We start from the raw sequence: 20,683 nt of genomic DNA, 5'->3' as shown, positions 1-20,683 counted from the left end.
CTCTCTCTATATTTTATAAAAACTATTATCTATAGCTATAAGCGGCAATATCTTCCCTTGTACAACCTTTTTTCTTTAGCACAAAAGGTATCGCAACAAAAACCACCAAAAATATATTATTGGGGAAATTTCCTAATCCCAGGTTGTAAAATAACTCAATTGACAACGTAAAGAATATCAAATGCCTAGCACCAAAAACGTCACAGTCCTTTATCACAAATAGCTTTATCTGAATGTAAATAAGAAGGAATAAATAAGTGAAGAACCCTACATATCCATAGTTACTAACCAAATAAATATACGCACTATCTGTGGCAATTGCATTTATACCATATTCTGATTTATCCAAACCAAAAGTACCATTGATACCTAATCCAGCACCGAAGAGAACCTTCTCTAGTGAATCCAGTGAGGCTATTATTTTATGGTGCTCTAGTACCCTAAGGTAAATGGAGTTATAGGCTGCCGTTTGGTTGTAGACACGAACGCTGTCATAAACTGAATAATCATGTGTTGAGTAAACAAAAAACAAAACCAGAATGGTACCAATAATAAATATAGATACCTTTGAGATTGAAGGAAGGAATTTCTCAAAAAATTTAACCAAGAAATACACAACCACACCAATGATAGCTGTTTTATAAGTAGTGCAAAAAATCGCGACCAGGAATAAAGCAAAAAGAAATATTTTTATAGTTTTACTTTTAATGAAATGACTGCACTCAACAGACAAAATCATACAGAACAACATCAAGACACCAGACATCGTAAATGAAAGCTGCAAACCAATTGCACGAATGTTCCCCTCCGTTGAGTTAAGGCGAACACCAGCATCACTTCCCCATTGGCCAGCGTCCAGGCCCAATAACCCCATAAATGAATCGGGGAATAACTGCTGAAGAATAACAGCGATGGCATTTAGCGCACCTAAAAACAGGGTCATTTTTACAAATTTGATGCTAAAAGCCAGTAGTTCTTCTTTGCTCATCTTAGAAAAAATTATAAGAACTGCGACAATAAACATCACAGGTATAATATCGAATTTAAGCTGATACAGTATTATGAAGGTATGTGATGCAAGAATATCCAGCATGGAGTAAATAGAAAAAGCCCCAATCAACAGAAGAATCGTCGTTGGGATAATTATCTTGCTACTTACTTTTCCTTTTGAAAAAAACAATGCTATAAAGAAAAGAATAACGATCAGAGCTTCCTTCCACACCTTTAAAACAGGCATGCCCAGCATTGCCGAGGCAATGCCAATAACACCAGAAAAGAAACAAAGTGTGAGAAAAAACAAAAGAAAACTTACAGGTATATTCTTAAGTTGAAATAATCTCATTGTATAAGCCATAAGGTGTAGTCCATACGAAGGCTAAAGTTTACCATCGGGTTTAGATTTTAAAATGTAATCATTAGTTTCTTTCTTGGAAAATCTTTTCCCCGCAGAGATTGATCTTACCTCTATTACCCTATAGGTGAAATAGGAAACAGCAATAACAATGGATACAATTATCAGCGCCAGTGCATTATTATAAAATCCTGAACCAAGATCCATATATCTTAGTGTGCTCTGTGATTTTGTTGTAATGGAGTAAGTCAACTCTTTACCGAAAAATTTCTCATACGCCATCGCGATACTTATCGCTATAAAAATAACTGCTGCATGAGTCATATAAATAGAGAAAGAAATTTTCCCGAAAAATTCAAAGAAGGCTTTAGCCAGCAACGAAGAAACTATACCTGCCTCAAAAGAAAAGACATAAATAGTCATACAAAATATCATACTGGTTGCAACGTTCTTAAAATCATATTGCATAGTTACTGAAAAATAACAGAGCAGCAACATTACAATTTCAAGGAGAGAAAAGAGTAATGGATTCAATTTTGTGGGTTGGAATCGTTTATAAATAAAGTAAGTAACCGCACCACCAAAAAAACATGATAGTCCGTTAAGTGCTTCAACCTTTACTGATGTCGTAATGGGGAAAACTAATGCAAGAAAAGCAATGGTTGAAATAGCGAAAAATGCCAGCACTATAGTTTTACTAGCCTTACGCAGTGAAAACATTAGAAGTGCAAATATAACATATAGGTAATATTCAATGCTAATACTCCAGGATGGGTAATTAAACGACAGCGTTGCCGCTGACGGTAGCCATGCTTGAAGTAAAAGTAAATTTGGAAGTATTTGTATTGGTGCGTTGACACCGGTAAATGCAGGCTTATTAAAGTCTACCCCTTTTGATTGTGCTATAAGTTTTATTAATTCAAGTAAAATAAACACTATCAGCATAAAAACATGCAAAGGGAAAAGCCGGAATGTACGAGAGACTGCAAACGACCTCATTTTATTCCAGTCAAATTCACGCTTGCTATATGCATGAGTTAGAACAAAGCCACTCAAGACAAAGAAAAACTCCACCATATAAGTCGCATTACGGAACAAGCTCCATTCCGTCATACTTCCAGTAATATTAAAGTGGTGAAATACAACACACAGTGCGCATATGCCACGAAAACTATCAAGAACAGTAAATCGTTTCATACATAACTCCGCACACAAAGGAAATAAAAGACATAGCGTACTTTCCTGAGTTAACTATACTTCTCACAATGCTGAAAAATAAGTGCCTTATAGAATGGTTTCATATTTCCGCAAAATGCCATCAATAACACTTTGATCAATGAAAACATTCTCAATTTTAAGAACTTTATTTAAGCTTGTCTCTATATCGCCGGTAATATCACAGATTATACCGTTATTATCATTAATAATTTCGTTAATCCCCCCTGGATAAGCATTCGCCAGAACAGGGGTACCACATGTAATTGCCTCAATGACCACATTGGGATATCCTTCCCAACGTGAGCTGGATATAAACACATCACATTTTTTTAGCAGTGCATAAGGATTATCTGTTGCAGGAATGAAAGTTACGCTATTCTCAAGTCCTAATTCAGAACAGGTAGTTTTCAGTATTGCCTCATCTTCTCCTTCACCTACAATTGTTAAATGATACTTGTCTTTTGAAAGTGAACTAAATGACTTTAACAGTTGATCGTACCCTTTCTGATAAGTTAACCGCCCAATAGTGAGCAAGTTAACTCGGTCAGAGGGGAAATTATGCTCTGATGGCAGTACACTCATTGACTTAATACGTTTGTAATCAAGTGGGTTATTGATTTTTACTATTTTACCCTCAGGCACATTCATTTTTGTCACTAAATCATTAACCATATCATCACTCTGTGCAATGATAACATCATAACTTTTATAGCATGTTTTATATAAAAATTTTGCGATAAAGTTTTTTTCAAATAGACTGGGTAAGTTTGACTCTCGAGCAATCTTTTTTATATGCTTCCCGAAGTACGAAAGGAAAGGAGACAATGTTGCGTTCGAGGTTCCCGAACTAATAAATATAGTGTCTATATCATGCCTTTTACAGGTTTTTTTAATTCCAAAAACAATTTTAGGTAATGCATAGCGCGCCCTGCCTGTAATGTTCAAATATTCAACAACAACATCACTTTCCAATTCCTTAACCAGGACATTTTTTTCATTGTCATTTTTATAAAGAAGAAGATGTGGCTGGAACCGTGATCTGTCTATATTATTTAACAATGTAAAAATAACTCTATCTGCGCCAGACCGCCCAAGAATAGGCATAATAAAAAGAATTTTTTTCACGATTCCCTCAGCTAATCAATCAATTTTCATTACTGTTAAAAATTACATCCAGGAGTTTATCCCATTTTTCATTCTGGACATTACTTACTTCAAATGCATTCTTTTGGCCAGATGATGAAAGCCTATTATACAGGGCTTCATTATGAAAAATTTGAGATATTCTATTTTCAATTTCATTTATATTAGTAGGGTTAAAATAGATAACATTATCTTTGCATACTTCAGGAATACTTGATACTGCTGCCGCTATCACTGGAGTTCCATAATGCATCGCTTGCAATGGCGGATAGCCATAACCTTCATTGAGACTAGGGTAAATGAACGCATAAGCATTTTTATAGAACCAGTCTAATGACTCATAATCCACATAGTCGATAAAAATAAACTTCTCAATATTCTTAATTCCTGGATGCGGATCTTTTTTACCCAACACTATCGTTTTTAATTCACATCCTGGGTTCTTATTGTAAAAGTTATCTAGCGCCTTTATTGCACGATAGTTATTTTTCATCCAACGGTTAGCACTAACCAATAAGAAAAACTGACGGCTGTACTGTGCTAAATTTGCGTATTCTTTCGCTAACTCCGGGTTCTCCTTGCCAAAAGGACAAGGCGCTGGCGAGACATATATGTCCTCTTTGTTCAGTGCCGGATAAAAACATAACATTGAATACTTGCTGTGTTCAGATACAGTAATTATTTTTATTTTATTCTTATTTAGCAGACGACCAAAGCGATTATAATAGGTATCCCATTCTTTATTCCTAAATAATGCTCGTTTTATCAGCAGCTTTAATTTTGACGATAATCCACTTCGATAATGCCACTGAACAGGATCATAGCTACATTCAATTTCACGCAAACCATGTACTGTCATTATAAACTGAACATTGCTTGTATCGATATCGTAGAGATGATAAGGCAAAGCCGAGTAAAATTTAGAAAAGCGATTCGAATTAACTAGCGAAATTAATGCAGTATCATTTTCAACCGCAATCATTTCGATATTACTTTCTTCGCAAACTTTCTTTATTTTGTTATCAAGATCTTTACTCTTATCATAAACGCAGACAAAGTCTTTATGACCCCTTTCAATACTTGAAAAGAATATTTGCTTAGCATACTCAGAACCACCATGAAATTTAGACTCTGGTGATGGCTGTGTTGCCGTCAGATCAAATAAAAGCAAAATTCTCTCCTTAATTAAATCGCTTGATGATTTTTGAGAAAACATCTACAAGCTCATTGTTGATGTCTGCAACACTACGCGAACCATATTCATCCATGAAATATTCAATTTTCTTTGAAATTAACCATGGCTCAAGTTCATTATCCAGTATTTTTCCAAGAATAAGCGAATGCATTCGTCCTGAATAGACCTTATGTGAGGCATTCAAGTAGTTCAGATAAACCGGTAATGGCGGTACTGCTTCACAAATTTCAACGTTAGCACCTGGGTTTTTCTTCATAACTTCACGGTAAATCAACTTATTAAGCTCGGCATCTTCTACGGTAGTCGAAATAAGCACTATTCTATTTTCTGATTCTTTTATTTCTTTTTCAACTACCTCACGCCAATCACTGATGTACTCTTCCTGACTTTTAAAGTCAGTTTGCTGTAACTCTTTCACATTTTTCAAATAAACATAATAGGCAGTCGCACCAACTATGACACTATTTTTTTCTACACTTTCTTTCTTACCATAAAGCGCAAATGCAAGATCAGGAATGTAATCTGGAGTGATATCAAAAAACGTCTTCAATTTATCAATTGATCGTTTTTCCCGTACATATACACCATCAGCCTTACCCAGTGCATATTTATAGAGAAGCTTATCGATATAGCTAAATTTCTCAGCACAACCGATTCCTAAAATAACATAAGGTTTCTTTGAAGCCTTGGCATATTTAGCCCAAGTATACATGGCAATAGGAAAAGTGCCCCCACTCTGGATCAGTTGCCCGCCCCCAATCATCATCAACGCAGCATCGCTTTGTGAGGTTTCTTTTATTCTTTTTCTATTATGTAAGTACCACCGAAGATATTTTAGAATTTGTATCCGGTTGAAAAGGAAGTTTTTAGCCCTTCTTAGAAACACTTTTGGTGTTAACTTTTCGTTTTTAATATTAGGTTTGACCGTTTTTTTCTCAGCATCAAATCCGTAACTTTTTGCTTCATATCCTGTGATTCTGGCCAGTTCAGTCAAACCTTCATTGATCGCATGATCGCCTATATTGTCTGAACAAACTTCATTTATAATTATAACCGTCTTCATTATCCTTCCTTAAATATTTTTCAGGCGATACTTCATCATGCTTTCTTTTTCTTTATCTTAGAAAGAATAATTTTGTTAACTTCATAACAAGATTCAATCTTTAGCAGCATACTGGCCAAATAATAAACGATGGCACCAACAGCAACCTTTACCATTATTTCATAAATGCCGTTATCAATCCGTATGAACCACAGTGCTGCCGACATGATCAGAGTCGCTGCCATCATTGGAAGCATACTTTTAATCTGTTGCCACGCACCATGCCCATACCATTTTCCTGGGTAGTAAGCATTGATGAAGAAACAAATCAGAGAAACAATAAAGTTACCGACGACTACAGCAGTCAACCCAAAAGGAGCTGTAATCAATAAAGCACCTACGGTAATAGGTAACTTGCTTAAATCAACCTTCAAATAAGTATCGGAACGCCCTACTGCATTAATCAAGCTACAATTAAGAGCGCTTATAGGAATTATCATTCGTGATAAGCAAATCCACTGGATCACCACCACTGCTGGTAACCATTTATCCGTTAGGAAAAAATGTACGAATGGCTCGGCCAAAAAAGTAAACCCTACCATCGCAGGCATAACGATGAATGCCGTCATATCGAGACTTTTTTTGTAGATACGTATAAGACGTTCAGTGTCATCTTGGGTAGAGGATAATATTGGGAACAACACACCCTGCAATATATTAAACAAATTTACCGAGATAAGATCAGGAATATTTCTGCCTTGCGTATAATAACCGACTTCTTTACTGGAGAAGAAACGTCCGATTAAAATCGCATAACAATTATCTACAATTGTCCGTACAAAGCTCGCAAGCAGAAGTTTAGAACCAAATCCGAAAAGTCTGCTTAATGAATCAAATGAGAACTCAAAATTTGGGCGCCATCTTAATAGGATAGCCATGAAAATAGTAACACATATGGAGTTTATTAAAGTTTGATATACAAGTGCCATCGCTCCATAATCGTGATTGGCAAGATACAGTGCAATTGAACCACTAATAATTACAGATAAAAAATTTATCTTCGTTCTTAACTTAAAATTCAGGTCTATTGCCAATTTTGTCGTTTGAACTAAGCATAATGATTTTATTATTATACTAATGCCCAAAACTCGAATTATATGAACCAATGGAGGTGCGCTATAGAAATCAGCAACAAGGGGAGCTATAAAGTAGATGACAGCGTATAATAAGATGCTTATAAGTAAATTAAAGTAGAATACCGTTGAGTAATCAGTTTGAGTTCTATCTTTTTTCTGAATTAGAGCCTGAGTGAACCCACTATTAATTATTATATCAGATAAAACGATAAATACTGCAACCATGCCAATTAGGCCAAAGTCTGAAGGGGATATGATACGGGCTAAAACTATACTGATTCCGAACTGAACTCCCTGTACTAGAAAACGTTCGATAATGCTCCATATCATCCCCGATACGGCTCGCTCTTTTAATGTATGGCTCATTGTATACTACTTTTATTTAGTATCTGAAAGTAGAGCTACCAGGCAGTGCCTGGTAGCTTTCACCCCGAACTTTGCGCTTACTGCTTCTTATCACTCGTATAACTATATTGGTAGTAACCGTAGCCACCATAGTAATTGCTGGCTCGTTTTTCTACAGCATTCAAAATAACACCCTTGATATTGATGCCATTCTGGTCAAAACGACGAATACTGAAATCAACTTCTTTAACGGTATTCACACCAAAGCGCGCTACCATAAGCGAAGTACCTGCCAATCGCCCAATGATAGATGCGTCTGTAACAGCCAATACTGGTGGGGTATCGATAAGAATCAAGTCGTATTTTCCACCGGCCCAGTTGAGTAGATCTGCCAGACGCGAATGCATCAACAGCTCAGAAGGGTTTGGCGGTAATTGCCCACGAGGAATAAAGTCCATCCCTTCAACTTTCGTTTGATGAATAGCCTGCTCTTGAGTAATTTTTCCTGAAAGGAAATCAGACAGGCCATTATTCCACTCAGTTCCTACTAAAATATGGGAGTAACCTTTACGCATATCTGCATCGATAACTAATACGCGCTGTCCGGTCTGAGCAATTACGGCCGCCAGGTTAATACTTACAAACGTTTTACCAATGTTTGGACTCGCGCCCGAGATCATTAACACATTGTTATTCGCTTCCATCATGGCGAAATGCAAGCTTGTACGCAGGCTACGAATGGCTTCGATAGCAAGATCCGCTGGATTACCTATGGCAAGCAAGGAGACCGAGTCCGTAGAAGATATTTTTCTTCCACGTTTATTTGCCATCTCAATGTCTTTCTTCTGTTGCCATTCGGAAAGAGGAATGCTGGCATAAACATTTATACCATGCTCTTCCAGAGCTTCAGGATTATCAATCCCCTTATGCAACATGGTTTTCAGCAGGACAAAACCAACAGAAAGCAGTCCCCCCACGAAGACCGCTAACAGTACTATCAGTGTCTTACGAGGCTGTACAGGATTGATTTGGGTCAACGCCGGGTCAATAATACGTACGTTGCCAACCGTGCTCGCTTTGGTCACGCTTAACTCTTGCTCTTTATTCAACAACTGCATGAAAATTTCTTGCTCAACCTGAACATCTCGGGTCAAACGTAAAATTTCCTGCTGAGTCTTCGGCATTGTCGCAATGCGCTTATTTAATTTGTTTCTTTCGTCTTCTAATGTCTGTCTTTTCTCAAGCAACGCACGATAGGCTGGATGCTGTTTGGTATAAAGCTTTGAAACTTCAGCCTCTTTAAACGTTGACTCATTCAGTTGCGTTTCAACAGAAACAATAGAATCCAATACCGCTTTTGTTTCTAGTGAAAGATCCACCGAATCATTCTTTTGACGATACTTATTCAGTAAATCTTCTGATGCATCTAACTTCGCACGAACATCTGGAATTTGTTCTTTAAGGAACGTTAAACTTTTCCCCGCTTCTTCAGACTTACGTTCGACGTTTTGCAACAGGTAATTTTTAGTGATGCTGTCTAAAACCTCACGAATTCGCGTTTGGTTTTCCCCTGTCAAACTCAGGGCCAGTACGCCAGTATCCTTGCCTTTATCTTCTGCTGTTAAATTTCTTAGTAAATCATTGATAACATTAAGCTTTAGTCGCTTAACCACCTGAAAGGTGCTACCTGGTTCTGCTTTTATATCAGAAACAAATATCTGGATATCTTTACCGGCCGCTAAAACGCCGGCAGTTCCTTTCAATATCTCGTTACCGTCATAGCTTAGAGAATATTGTTTTCCACCCAAGGCTTTCAATTCCAGTGGTTTCTCAACCATATACTCTGGAACCTTTAAGCGATTGATTGAAATTTCACTTGGCTCTTTGCCACTTAATCTTTCCCAACCTCGGCCAAACATAGGGAAATAATCCTGATTAACAGCAATATCAAGATTCAGATCATCTACCGTTTTGCCTATCACCATTCGTGAGGAGATAAGTTCAATTTCAGTGGCCGAACCAGGTTGGCTTGACGGCAACATTTGAGAAAAATCGCTAAGAATTGAATTACCGGCATTTTGCTCTACTTGCACCATGGCATCAGCCTGATAAACAGGGGTGGAAAAAATAGAATAAATAATTCCTACCACTGCAAACAGTGTGATCACACCGGTTATTAACCATCGGTGGTCAAGTAAAACGCCTAAAAGACGATTTAAATCAATCTCATCATTATCGTTGGCCGTAGATAAGCCTGCTTTAGTATTATCAGTCATTATGATCTCTGGTTAACGATTTAGTGCCTGTGCCCATTTCTGAGCAGCTTCATCAATAAGGCGGTAGACAAATTCAAATGCCTCAGTACTTTTCCGATAAGGATCCGGGATCTCTTTCTGCCCTAACCAATGTCCCAGAAGCATAGTCTTTCCACGAACCTCGGGTACTAATTGGCAAACAGCATCAATATGTCCTTTTTCCATGACCAAAATAAGAGAGTACTCCCGACACATTTCCTTGGTCAGCTGTCTGCCGACATGCCCATCCAGACTTAAAAGATTCTTCTCTGCTATGGCGCAAGCACTACTATCCGCTTCATGCCCTGCTAATGCGGAAATCCCTGCAGACGCTATTTTTTTTTCTGGCAAATATTTAATCAACAATCTTTCTGCTGTTGGTGAGCGACAAATATTGCCGACGCAGACAACCAGAATTGAGTCAAACATATTCATTCCTATGGCCAGTTACGAACACGCAGTGAACCTTCAGTCAAATCATTGAAGCTAGCAATCGTCGGTGCCAGTTGTGAAATCAAACGGTTCCAACGTGCAATCGGCGCTGCTGTTACATAGACAATATCATAAGGCTGCAACTTGAATTCGGCACCCATCACCAATGCTGTCGCATCAGCCATATTTAACTGATATATATTCGCCAGCTTATTCCCTTCTGTGCCGTGCAGTGGTCGAATAACAAATACTCCTGTTGCATCGGCTGTACTTTGAGTCAATCCTTGGGCGTTGCCCAACGCTTCAGTCAATGTCATACCACTGCGATCCATTTTGAGGGTCGCTGGTGCTTTCACCTCGCCCATGACAAAGATCTTCAGTTCATCATTCCGCGGGATATAGAGAATATCGCCGGGATACAGCAGACGGTTTTGAGTCAAATCACCGTTTTGCATTAACTTTTGCAGCGAAATGAGCTGTTCTTTTCCGTTGTGAGTCAGGACAATATTACGCCAATCAGCCTGCTCGGTTAAACCACCGGCAGCATTGATTGCATCCATCACCGTTAATGGTACGTTGGTGATCGCTTGCTGACCAGACTTGCTCACTTCCCCTGTAACATAAGCTTTTTGCGAACGGAAGGCCGCTATGCTCACATCAACCTGCGGGCTTTCAATATATTGCGCTAAACGGTTGGATATCTGATCGCGGATCTGCGTCACTGTTTTACCAACTACATTCACTTTGCCTATGTAGGGATAAAAGATACTGCCATCAGAGTGGACCCAGTTGCCCGTATCGCTTGCACTGCGATATTGCCCAGCCGGCGTAGTCAACTCAGGATGATCCCAGACCGTCACATTGAGCACATCGCCTACGCCAATACGATACTCATAGGAGCGTAATGAAGCATCGAGCAGATGATTGGGCTGAGCGACAACCTTAGCTGTACGTAACGAATCCAGCAGTTTAGGCGTCATCGGGTACACATTAACCAAAGAATCAATATCGAAGTCGCTATCTTCTTGTTTAACAACATCTTTTCCTGATGTTGATAGATGTGTACCTGGAATAACCGTACAGCCACTGATTATACTAATTGATACCAATACCGATATCATTTTCAATTGTCGTTTTGCCATCGAGTTATCATCACTTTCAAAGTAAATGTATCCGCAAAGCTACCAAGCTAGCCTCTATGGCTGCATGTTTGTAACCTTACCAAATTGCGTTGTTATGTTCCTGCATTGAGCTGCCCACTCGCAAATAGGTACCTTTCACAGATCGCTAAAATGTCAGAACGTTAAGCCACTGTTGAAGTTAAAAGAGTTAATATGGCCTATTGAAAAATTGCGACTTTCTTGTTATCAGCCGTATCATTTTCGCCATCAGTGACTGCTATATCTGCTGAATCACAACGAGTAGGTGCTTACAAAATTTTGCCGTGCCGTAATGGGATTGCGACCTATCACTTGAACGCCGCATTATTCCACAAGCTATCAGATACTAATATAAAAACATTTATGTGAAATGAGGCGGCTAACGTAATAAACAAGACATGTTTATGCCAGCCGCCCAAGATTTGAGGGATATCACAACTTCAGCGTTTCAGCCCATTCGCGAAACGCTTTGCCTTGGGTAGGATGGCGTAAGCCGTAAGTGACAAACGCTCTCAGATAGCCCATTTTTTCGCCACAGTTAAACGACTCACCCACCAACTCCATAGCCTCGACCGGCTTGTGTTTTAACAGTTCAGCAATGGCATCTGTGAGCTGAATTCTTCCCCAAGCGCCTGGCTCTGTTTTCTCCAACAGTGGCCAGATATCCGCGGACAAAACGTAGCGCCCTACTGCAGAATAATTCGATTTCAACTGAACCTCACGGCCCGGTTTCTCGATAATAGAGGTCATCCTCGAACTCTCACCGGGTTGCAAACTGTTAGTTTCACATTCCACAACGGAGTAATCATGCAGGACATGTTCATCAGCAGCCTGTACCAGCACCTGACTCAAGCCCGTTTGTTCAAAGCGAGCAATCATATGCGGTAAGTTGTCTTTCTTCAGATCGGCTTTCGCATCGTCAAGCAAGACATCCGGTAACAGAACCACAAAAGGTGAATTCCCTACCAGAGGTTTGGCACACAGTACAGCATGCCCTAAACCTTTAGGCTGCCCCTGACGAATATGCATCAGGGTTACCCCTTTAGGGCAAATAGACTGCACCTCATCCAGCAACTGGCGCTTTACGCGCGCTTCGAGCATCGCTTCCAATTCGAACGAGGTATCGAAATGGTTTTCTATCGCATTTTTTGATGAATGCGTCACCAAGATGATCTCTTTAATCCCGGCAGCGACGCACTCATTGACAATGTATTGAATCAACGGCTTATCAACGATCGGCAACATTTCCTTCGGAATAGCCTTGGTTGCAGGCAGCATACGCATACCCAGACCTGCAACAGGAATGACAGCTTTCAACTTAGTCATGATAATCCTCTATCGATCTTGTGATCGTATTTTAGCCGTAACTCTTACTTGCTGTTCAACGTCTGCTTCAACCATTGGGTAAAGCCTTCGCCTTCCGAGCTGTGACGCAGACCATACTGCACGAATGCCTTCATATAACCCAACTTATCACCACAGTCGTGTGATTTGCCGCTCATGTGAAAAGCCTCAACGGTTTCCTGCCCCATCAATGCCGCAATGGCATCGGTAAGCTGAATTTCATCACCGGCGCCCGGCAAGGTTTTTTCCAGCAGTGGCCAGATATCGGCAGACAGAACATAACGTCCCACTACCGCCAGATTAGAAGGCGCATCTTCAAGCGCTGGCTTTTCAACGACCGCCGTCATCGGGGTACTCTTACCTGCAGATAAGGTTGCACCACCGCAATCGACAACCCCGTATTTAGAGACGTCTTGCTCCGGTACCGGTTCCACCATGATCTGGCTAAAGCCAGTCTCCGTAAAACGTTCGATCATCTTGGCCAGGTTTTCTTTACGCAGATCTGCCGTGGAATCATCCAGCAATACGTCAGGCAGCAAAACGACGAAAGGCTCATCGCCTACCATAGGTTTGGCGCACAACACCGCGTGCCCCAAACCTTTAGCCTGACCCTGACGCACTTGCATCACCGTCACATCTGCCGGGCAGATAGTCTGTACTTCTTCCAGTAACTGGCGCTTAACGCGCGATTCCAAAACCGCCTCAAGCTCAAACGAGGTATCGAAGTGGTTTTCAATCGCATTTTTGGAGGAGTGGGTGACCAACACAATATCTTTGATCCCGGCGGCCACACACTCATTCACAATGTACTGAATCAGTGGTTTATCGACCACCGGCAGCATTTCTTTAGGAATAGCTTTTGTCGCCGGCAACATACGGGTTCCCAGGCCAGCTACAGGGATCACAGCCTTCAGTCTCTTTTGCATTTTTTTATCCACAATCTAATAACTATAACGTAGCCGACTTAAGCCTGTTTCCAGATATTTACGAAACCGGGGCCGTATGATTTGGACACGCTACCGCCCCTGGCTTTCAGCTACCAGTGCACTGTCATCGTTCTCTATGGGTTGATTGGGGGTTCCAATCTCACTTTGATGTAAATTAGGGGCCGTATTCGTTTGTTAAGCGATAGATAGATCACAGAAAAAACAAAATAAATACGCCCTTATAACCAAACGATGATACTTGTAAATGTTTATGTGGCTAAGATTCTTATACTATTACCTTATCGATACAAGCCTAAGATACCCGTTGGATGCCCTTTTCAGAATAAGACTACCCACTGGAGCAGACTGAACAAAGTGTAGCAGCCAGCCAAACCTATAACGGATTGATTTTTAAAATTTATACTAACGCTGATTTTATCATCAGGCGTCTGATGCCATGCTCCGGCCAGGGACTCTCTTTTCCGAAAACCACCTATTTCTCGCCACAGTTCATTCCGAATGCCCTTCAACGGGGTGATTTTTTATGCATTATTTTAGTGATTTCCGTCATGTTGCATCCTTAGCCTTCCAGGCCATGGTTTTAAAGTTGAATTTTCCCGGTGCAACACCCATCATTCACTGGCGGCATAAGCCGTCGAACTTACAGGTGAAATTGGGCGTATGGAATGGATCGCGGATCCAACAATTTGGGCCGGCCTGGCCACTCTGGTCGTGCTGGAAATCGTTCTGGGTATAGACAACCTTATCTTTATCGCCATTCTGGCGGAAAAATTACCTAAACATCAGAGAGATAAGGCTCGCGTCGTAGGCCTGTTACTGGCATTGCTGATGCGTTTGGCCCTGTTGGCCTCCATCTCATGGTTGGCTACGCTGACCCAACCGCTGTTTTTTGCCGCCGGACATCCGTTTAGCGGTCGCGACCTTATCATGCTGATTGGGGGGATCTTCCTGCTGTTCAAAGCCACGATGGAGCTTAACGAACGGCTGGAGGGTAAAGATGAAGAGCAACATGGCTCGCGCAAGGGTGCCCGTTTCTGGCCGGTGGTGGCGCAAATCGTGGTGTTGGATGCCGTATTCTCGCTCGACTCGGTGATCACTGCCGTCGGTATGGTTGATCACCTCGCCGTCATGATGATTGCGGTTTGTATCGCTATCGGCTTGATGTTGCTGGCCAGCAAGCCCTTAACACGCTTCGTCAACGCCCACCCGACAATCGTTATCCTGTGCCTGAGCTTCCTGCTGATGATCGGCTTTAGCCTGGTCGCCGAGGGCTTCGGCTACCATATTCCAAAAGGCTATTTGTACGCTGCAATTGGCTTCTCGGTGATGATCGAAGCGTTGAACCAGCTGTCGCAGTTCAATCGGCGCCGCTTTCTTTCCAAAGTGCGACCATTGCGCGAACGGACGGCAGAGGCCGTGCTGCGCATGCTGAGCGGCAAACATGAAGAAGCGGAAGTCGACAGCCACTCAGCCAACCTGCTGGCCGACAGCGACAGTGAGAGCGGCGAGATTTTCAATCAGCAAGAACGCCATATGATCGAACGCGTGTTGGGCATGGCCCAGCGTACGGTAAGCAGCATTATGACTTCCCGCCATGATGTGGAATACCTTGAGCTGAATGACCCACAGGAAAAGCTGACCCAACTGCTGGAAAAAAATCAGCATACACGCATCGTGGTGGTGGAAAACAGCGCCAGTGATGAACCGCTCGGCGTTATTCACACCATTGACGTGTTGAAACAACAGCTTACCCAGGCCCCGCTAGATTTACGCGCGCTGGTGCTGCAACCGCTGATCTTCCCCGAGCAGTTAACCCTGCTGAGCGCGCTGGAACAATTCCGTCAGGCGCAGACGCATTTTGCCTTTGTGGTCGATGAGTTCGGCTCGGTGGAAGGGATCGTCACGCTGACCGATGTGATGGAAACCATCGCCGGTAACCTGCCGGAAGCCGGTGAGGAAGTGGATGCCCGGCATGATATCCAGCAAAATGAGGATGGCAGTTGGACCGCCAACGGCTATATGCCACTGGAAGATTTGGTGTTGTATCTGCCGTTGCCGTTGGAAGAAAAGCGTGAGTATCACACGCTGGCCGGCCTGTTGATGGAGCACAGCCAGCGTATTCCTCAGGAAGGCGAGCAGTTGCGGATCGGTGACTACCTGTTCGAACCGCTGGAAGTCAGCAGCCACCGTATCTTGAAAGTGAAAATCACCCCGCTGTCGGTGCCCGAGCCGGACTACGAGGTGTAAAGCCTGGCCGGGTATGACCCGGCCCCTTTTATAAATGCTGGGGAACCAGCAGCTCCGTCGCCACAATCACCACGATTAACCCGACGATCACCGGCACCGAAGTGCGTTTTACCACCTCGAAAGGCGAGATCTTAGCCATGCCGGCCACCGCAACCACCACGCCAGATACCGGCGACAGGGTGCGCCCCAGATTTGAAGCCTGCAGCATCGGGATCACCAGATAAGCCGGATTAACCCCCATCTGCGCCGCCAACTTGGGAATGAGCTCAACGAAAGCATAGAAAGGTGCGTTCCCCGAACCGGTCGTCATGGCTGCCAGCATGGTAATCACCACCAGTACCAGCATCATGATAATGCCACCGGTACCGAACGACTGCGCCAGGCTGATCAGCCCACTGATAAATCCGACGGTGCTAAGCCCCTGTGCGAAAACGCCGGCTGCCACCAACAGCATCACGACGCTGGCAAAAGCATCCGCCATACCGCGATAAGCAACCTCCAATCCCGTGAACACCTGTTTGGCGCTAAAACTGCGCAGGAATTCGATTACCGCTGCCAGTAACATGCACCCGACCAACACGGTGATGATATGCAGTTCCGGCCCCCATTTACCGTCAAATACCAACACCCCGAGGATAGGGGTGAAAGGCAGCACGGCGTAGAACCCCGGTGCGTGAGTAGTGATTTCACTCACATCCATAATGTGATGCTGTTCGTTGCCCTTTTTGTCCAGATAGCGTTGCCAGAAGAAATGCGCGATGGCCATGCAGACAATGGCCGCAATGGAAATGGGCAAAGTGGTTTTAAAAGCAAAATCGACCAGCGGCATTTCCGCTGCCTTGGCGGCCAATACCACATCACCGGAGGTTGGCGCCAGGATAATCGCCGCAGGCGAAGCGCAGATAGCCGCCGCTGCACCGCGGCTGATGCCGACATTAACCATCAACGGGAATAGCGTTGCCATCAGCAATACGCCCAGGCCGGTAGCGGATGATACCGCCAGTGACATCAGGCAAGCGACAAAGTAGGCTGCCACCATTAAAAGATAAGGAGAGTTGATCATCTGCAATGGACGTGAGGCCAGCTTTACGACCACATCATTAGCACCAATGTGCGTCATATAAGCTGCAAAGCCACACAGCATCATAATCATCATGCCAAGATCGCCACCGCGACTCATCAGCAAGATTTTGACGTATTCGATGATGTCAGTCGCACGCCACCCGGTAGTGGCAGCACTGGCAGGCAACAGGCTTTTGCCCATCAGGGCGCTGATTGCCAACAGCAATAAGCCCCCCACCATCAACACTCCGGTAGCGGAGTAACCCTTGATGATGTAGCGGCCAACGCCCGCCGCGACGACCGCCCCAATCAGAAGCTCTATCATATTCCCTCAACTTATCATTATCGTTATTGACCATGCCAAAGCGTATAAATCGCCTTACTGCGCACACTCTGCACAAACTCAGCCAAATGCATCATGATGTTCGTCAATGTTACGGGAGGAAATTATTGGAGGGAGAAACACTTTACGGGGTTTATCAAAAATGCGGGCCGAGAACCGACCCGCATCGTTAAGATTAGAGTTTATCGAGCAGCTTTTTCAGATCCTGCCCTTCGCGTGAATCCTGGTTCTTTTCTGCCCATTTGTTCAACGCGTCCTTCGCCCGGTCCTGCAGCGTTTTACGCAATATCTGATCGACCTGCAATTGGTAGTTAAGCTGGTTCCACGGGCCATAAACCCGCAGTGGGATCGGCGTTTTCTGCAGTTGTTGGATCAGATCGTCGCGTCCCTGCCAACCGCCGGTTACCCGGACATTAAGCGCCATATCGCACTGTTTGCCCGGCATATCCACGGTACCGCCGCCACTCAGGCTCAACAATGGGGAATCTGCGCCCAGCTCGGTAATTTTTACCGTGCCCCGATTAAGGCTGGCTTTCGCCGACAGTTGTTTCACTTCGGTATAACGTTGATATTCGTCTTGCCCGCGTACGCTGCTGTCGTTACGCGCCACCGCTTGCTGAATCAACTGTTGAATATTCAGACCATGCAACTGCGCGTCCTGCATCGTCATCTGAGCCGTGCCCTGCCAGCGTCGTTCAAATGACTGTGAGGTAAAGCGATCGCCGGTTAAATCCCCCTGCATGCTGAATTTGCCGGTCAACACCTGTGGCATCTCGAACGCTTTCAAAACGGTGCCAAGTTCAACCTGTTTCACAACCGGCTGCACCGTGATGACCGGGCGGCTCCCCCGTGCGTCCAACGTCCCTGGCAACGCAAAATCACCGCCAGCCAACTGTCCAGAGAGCGAATGAGATGTCAACAACCCCTGCCGGTTATCCGCTTGCAGCACCAAATGGGCAATGTTCATGCCGCGATAAGTCAGTTGATCCACGCTTAAATTGAGTTGAGCATTAAAATCTCGCAGCACCTCAAGATTGTGCTGAGGATCGTCCATTTGGCTGGCTATGACCGGCGCTGAGGTCACAACCTGTGATGGCTGAGCTTGTGAACTGCTGGCTTGCCAACCGGTAAATGTATCCAAATTAAGCACAGTGGACGCCAGGCTAAGCGTGTAGGCCGGGATTTCACCGAACTTAATGTCGGCGTCACCGGTGAACGTGCTGTCATTTGCGCTAACGCTAAGCTGGCTTAGTGCGACTTGCTGTGGCGTTTGCTGATATACCACCTGAGCGCTGCCTTCGCCCTTAATACCGCCGGCCAGAATGTCAGCACCTTCCAGTTGATAACTGAACTGGCTCACATTGGCGGCAATGCGTCGTGGAAATTGCTGCAGATCGATATCCGCCGCCATACTGAAACTCAGATCGCGCTGATTGCGGTTCACCCGGCTGGAAAGTTCCATTTGCGCCTGGCGTTTGGCATTTTGCTGCAGGGTGAGATTGATATCGCGAACGTTAATCTGCTCGTTGTTGGCACGCTGCCAGATCAGCAGACTGTCCACCACGCGAAGATTATCGATATCAAATTTCCACGGCGCCTCTGCCGACTCTTCGGAATGGCCCGCGGGGGCGATCGGTGCGTCAGGTTGGGTCTGCTCTTCACTGTCGGGCGTCAGGCGGATAACGGCGTTTTTCAACATCACCTGTTTCACAAACAGCTGATGCGATAACAACGGCAGCAGTTTGACATCCAGCCGCATGTTGTCGGCGCTCACCACCGGCGCAGTGGCTCCGGGGGCTGTCAGCGTCATGCGCCCTGCAAGGATACTGAGCTGTGGCCAGATGTGCCAGCGCAGCTCACCGTCCAACGTCAGATGATAACCGCTCTTTTGTTCGACCTTCGTGACCATATAGGCGCGAAAATCATTCGGATTAACCAACAGCACCAGCGCAGACATTCCCGCCACCAGCACCACCAGCAAAATCACCAAAGTCGTCAGTAATCTTCTCATGCCATCCTCTTGTCAACGCCCCACCGACAGTGCTTCCAGCGCTGTTAGTCCTTGTCGATTCGACTGGCTACCGCACCCTGCTGATCGCGGTATTTTGCATCCTGCCGGCTGTTGTAAGGACGTGCCGCCGGCCCAGAAAGCGGTTCAAAACTCAGCGCGCCAATCAGCATGCCCGGGCGTAATGCCAATGGCAGCTTACCTGAATTATAGAACTCCAGAACAATTCGGCCCTGCCAGCCTGGGTCGATACGGTGTGCGGTAACGTGCACCATTAATCCCAGGCGCGCCAGAGAAGAACGCCCGTCCAGCCACCCCACCAGATCGTTTGGCAGCGTTACCGACTCCAGCGTCACCGCCAGCGCCAGTTCGCCCGGATGCAGGAAGAAGGCTTCGCCTTCTGGCAGAACGATTTCATCACTCATCACGCGATCCAATGCGGCACTGACTTCGTCTTTCGGCCCACTGAGATCGATAAACGCGGCGGTGTGGCCGCGAAACACGCGGAACTGATTGCCTAAACGGACATCCACTGTGGCCCCGTTAATACGCTCAATCGGCGGACGCGGTGAAATCACCAGCTTTTCGCAATCCAGCCAGGCTTCTATATCACGGTCGCACAGTCTCATTTCTTTATCTCCATCAGGCGTGTCACTAAAACAAAAATTGCCACACAACGGGCGAAAGGTCTACGCCGCAGCGCAAATAGTTGCCCGCTGACCGGAAACAAAGGTTTTCCGGCCATTGAACGGCATTATTCAAAGAATTGGCTGATTTTGGCTTTCAGAATATCGATCGCAATGCGGTTTTTGCCGCCACGAGGGACAATAATGTCGGCATATTGTTTGGAAGGTTCGATAAACTGCAGGAACATCGGACGAACGGTTTTCTGGTATTGCGCCATTACCGAATCCATTGAACGACCACGCTCATTCACGTCGCGCTTCATACGACGCATCAAGCAAATATCCAGCGGCGTATCGACAAAGATCGAGAAGTTCATTTCCTGACGTAAACGGATGTCCGTTAACAGCAGGATCCCTTCCAAAATAATCACCTTTTTCGGTTCCAGGTGAACAGTCTCTTTTTTGCGCGTGTGTTCGGTGTAGCTATACAAAGGTAACTCTATCGCCCTGCCCGATTTCAGCATTTGCAGATGCTGGAACAGCAGATTGTGATCCATGGCGCTCGGGTGGTCATAGTTTGTTTTGACCCGTTCTTCCATGGTCAGGTGTGTCTGGTCTTTGTAGTAACTGTCTTCAGGAATAACGCCGATATGTTCATCGCCAACCTGATCGCGAAGCTCACGATACAACGTACTGGCGATAAGGCTTTTTCCGGAGGCAGATGCGCCGGCGATACCAATAATGACGCACTGATGCGGCTTGTCAGTCATAAAATTAAAGACCTGATTTC

16 protein-coding genes are annotated in these 20,683 nt (G+C 44.4%); 1 reads left to right on the top strand and 15 read right to left on the bottom strand.

The window, feature by feature from the left end; all coding sequences use genetic code 11:
* Positions 1-25 precede the first annotated feature (25 nt).
* From M2407_RS02915 to galU, 11 genes are all read right to left on the bottom strand, one after another.
* On the bottom strand, positions 26-1,354 hold the full coding sequence (locus tag M2407_RS02915; RefSeq protein ID WP_259216710.1) for a hypothetical protein: 1,329 nt from the start codon (positions 1,352-1,354) through the stop codon (positions 26-28).
* Between the two features lie 21 nt (positions 1,355-1,375).
* Positions 1,376-2,548: an acyltransferase gene (locus M2407_RS02910; RefSeq protein ID WP_259216709.1), complete on the bottom strand. Its 1,173-nt coding sequence runs from the start codon at positions 2,546-2,548 to the stop codon at positions 1,376-1,378.
* An 87-nt stretch (positions 2,549-2,635) separates the two neighbouring features.
* Positions 2,636-3,694, bottom strand: a complete 1,059-nt coding sequence (locus M2407_RS02905; RefSeq protein ID WP_240504838.1) for a glycosyltransferase — start codon at positions 3,692-3,694, stop codon at positions 2,636-2,638.
* 19 nt (positions 3,695-3,713) lie between these two features.
* Complete coding sequence (locus M2407_RS02900; protein WP_259216708.1) at positions 3,714-4,928, bottom strand: glycosyltransferase; 1,215 nt, start codon at positions 4,926-4,928, stop codon at positions 3,714-3,716.
* Positions 4,894-5,970: a polysaccharide pyruvyl transferase family protein gene (locus M2407_RS02895; protein ID WP_259216707.1), complete on the bottom strand. Its 1,077-nt coding sequence runs from the start codon at positions 5,968-5,970 to the stop codon at positions 4,894-4,896. The genes M2407_RS02900 and M2407_RS02895 overlap by 35 nt, the downstream gene beginning before the upstream one ends.
* Positions 5,971-6,005: 35 nt before the next feature.
* Positions 6,006-7,451: a lipopolysaccharide biosynthesis protein gene (locus tag M2407_RS02890; RefSeq protein WP_044549356.1), complete on the bottom strand. Its 1,446-nt coding sequence runs from the start codon at positions 7,449-7,451 to the stop codon at positions 6,006-6,008.
* Positions 7,452-7,528: 77 nt separating this feature from the next.
* Positions 7,529-9,706: a tyrosine-protein kinase Wzc gene (gene wzc, locus M2407_RS02885; RefSeq protein ID WP_259216706.1), complete on the bottom strand. Its 2,178-nt coding sequence runs from the start codon at positions 9,704-9,706 to the stop codon at positions 7,529-7,531.
* 12 nt (positions 9,707-9,718) lie between these two features.
* Complete coding sequence (locus M2407_RS02880) at positions 9,719-10,153, bottom strand: protein tyrosine phosphatase (RefSeq protein WP_128864039.1); 435 nt, start codon at positions 10,151-10,153, stop codon at positions 9,719-9,721.
* Between the two features lie 8 nt (positions 10,154-10,161).
* Positions 10,162-11,298 carry a polysaccharide export protein gene (locus M2407_RS02875; protein WP_044549349.1) on the bottom strand — a complete coding sequence of 379 codons (1,137 nt, stop codon included), beginning with the start codon at positions 11,296-11,298 and terminating at the stop codon, positions 10,162-10,164.
* A 450-nt stretch (positions 11,299-11,748) separates the two neighbouring features.
* A complete protein-coding gene (locus M2407_RS02870) occupies positions 11,749-12,642 on the bottom strand; it encodes a sugar phosphate nucleotidyltransferase (RefSeq protein WP_259216705.1) in 894 nt (297 codons plus the stop codon).
* A gap of 44 nt (positions 12,643-12,686) precedes the next feature.
* The gene (gene galU, locus M2407_RS02865) at positions 12,687-13,586 is read right to left on the bottom strand and encodes a UTP--glucose-1-phosphate uridylyltransferase GalU (RefSeq protein WP_259216703.1); all 900 of its coding nucleotides are present in this window, start codon (positions 13,584-13,586) and stop codon (positions 12,687-12,689) included.
* A gap of 681 nt (positions 13,587-14,267) precedes the next feature.
* Between galU and M2407_RS02860 the strand changes: the two genes are divergently transcribed.
* Positions 14,268-15,854, top strand: coding sequence for a TerC family protein (locus tag M2407_RS02860; RefSeq protein WP_198640149.1), 1,587 nt, complete (start codon positions 14,268-14,270; stop codon positions 15,852-15,854).
* A 28-nt stretch (positions 15,855-15,882) separates the two neighbouring features.
* Here the strand turns inward: M2407_RS02860 and dcuC are convergent, their stop codons facing one another.
* The 4 genes from dcuC to udk form a co-directional block, all read right to left on the bottom strand.
* Positions 15,883-17,241 carry an anaerobic C4-dicarboxylate transporter DcuC gene (gene dcuC / locus M2407_RS02855; protein WP_128864036.1) on the bottom strand — a complete coding sequence of 453 codons (1,359 nt, stop codon included), beginning with the start codon at positions 17,239-17,241 and terminating at the stop codon, positions 15,883-15,885.
* Between the two features lie 193 nt (positions 17,242-17,434).
* A complete protein-coding gene (gene asmA, locus M2407_RS02850; RefSeq protein WP_259216702.1) occupies positions 17,435-19,270 on the bottom strand; it encodes an outer membrane assembly protein AsmA in 1,836 nt (611 codons plus the stop codon).
* Between the two features lie 44 nt (positions 19,271-19,314).
* A complete protein-coding gene (gene dcd, locus M2407_RS02845; RefSeq protein WP_012006010.1) occupies positions 19,315-19,896 on the bottom strand; it encodes a dCTP deaminase in 582 nt (193 codons plus the stop codon).
* A 125-nt stretch (positions 19,897-20,021) separates the two neighbouring features.
* Positions 20,022-20,663 (bottom strand): uridine kinase, encoded by a 642-nt coding sequence (gene udk / locus M2407_RS02840; protein WP_020826003.1) that lies wholly within the window; start codon positions 20,661-20,663, stop codon positions 20,022-20,024.
* Positions 20,664-20,683 lie beyond the last annotated feature (20 nt).

It is taken from the genome of Serratia sp. BIGb0234 (assembly GCF_024809915.1).
Lineage (GTDB): Bacteria > Pseudomonadota > Gammaproteobacteria > Enterobacterales > Enterobacteriaceae > Serratia > Serratia liquefaciens.
The sequence above is the reverse complement of the archived record's forward strand: the minus strand, read 5'-3'. Positions and strand labels throughout refer to the sequence as shown.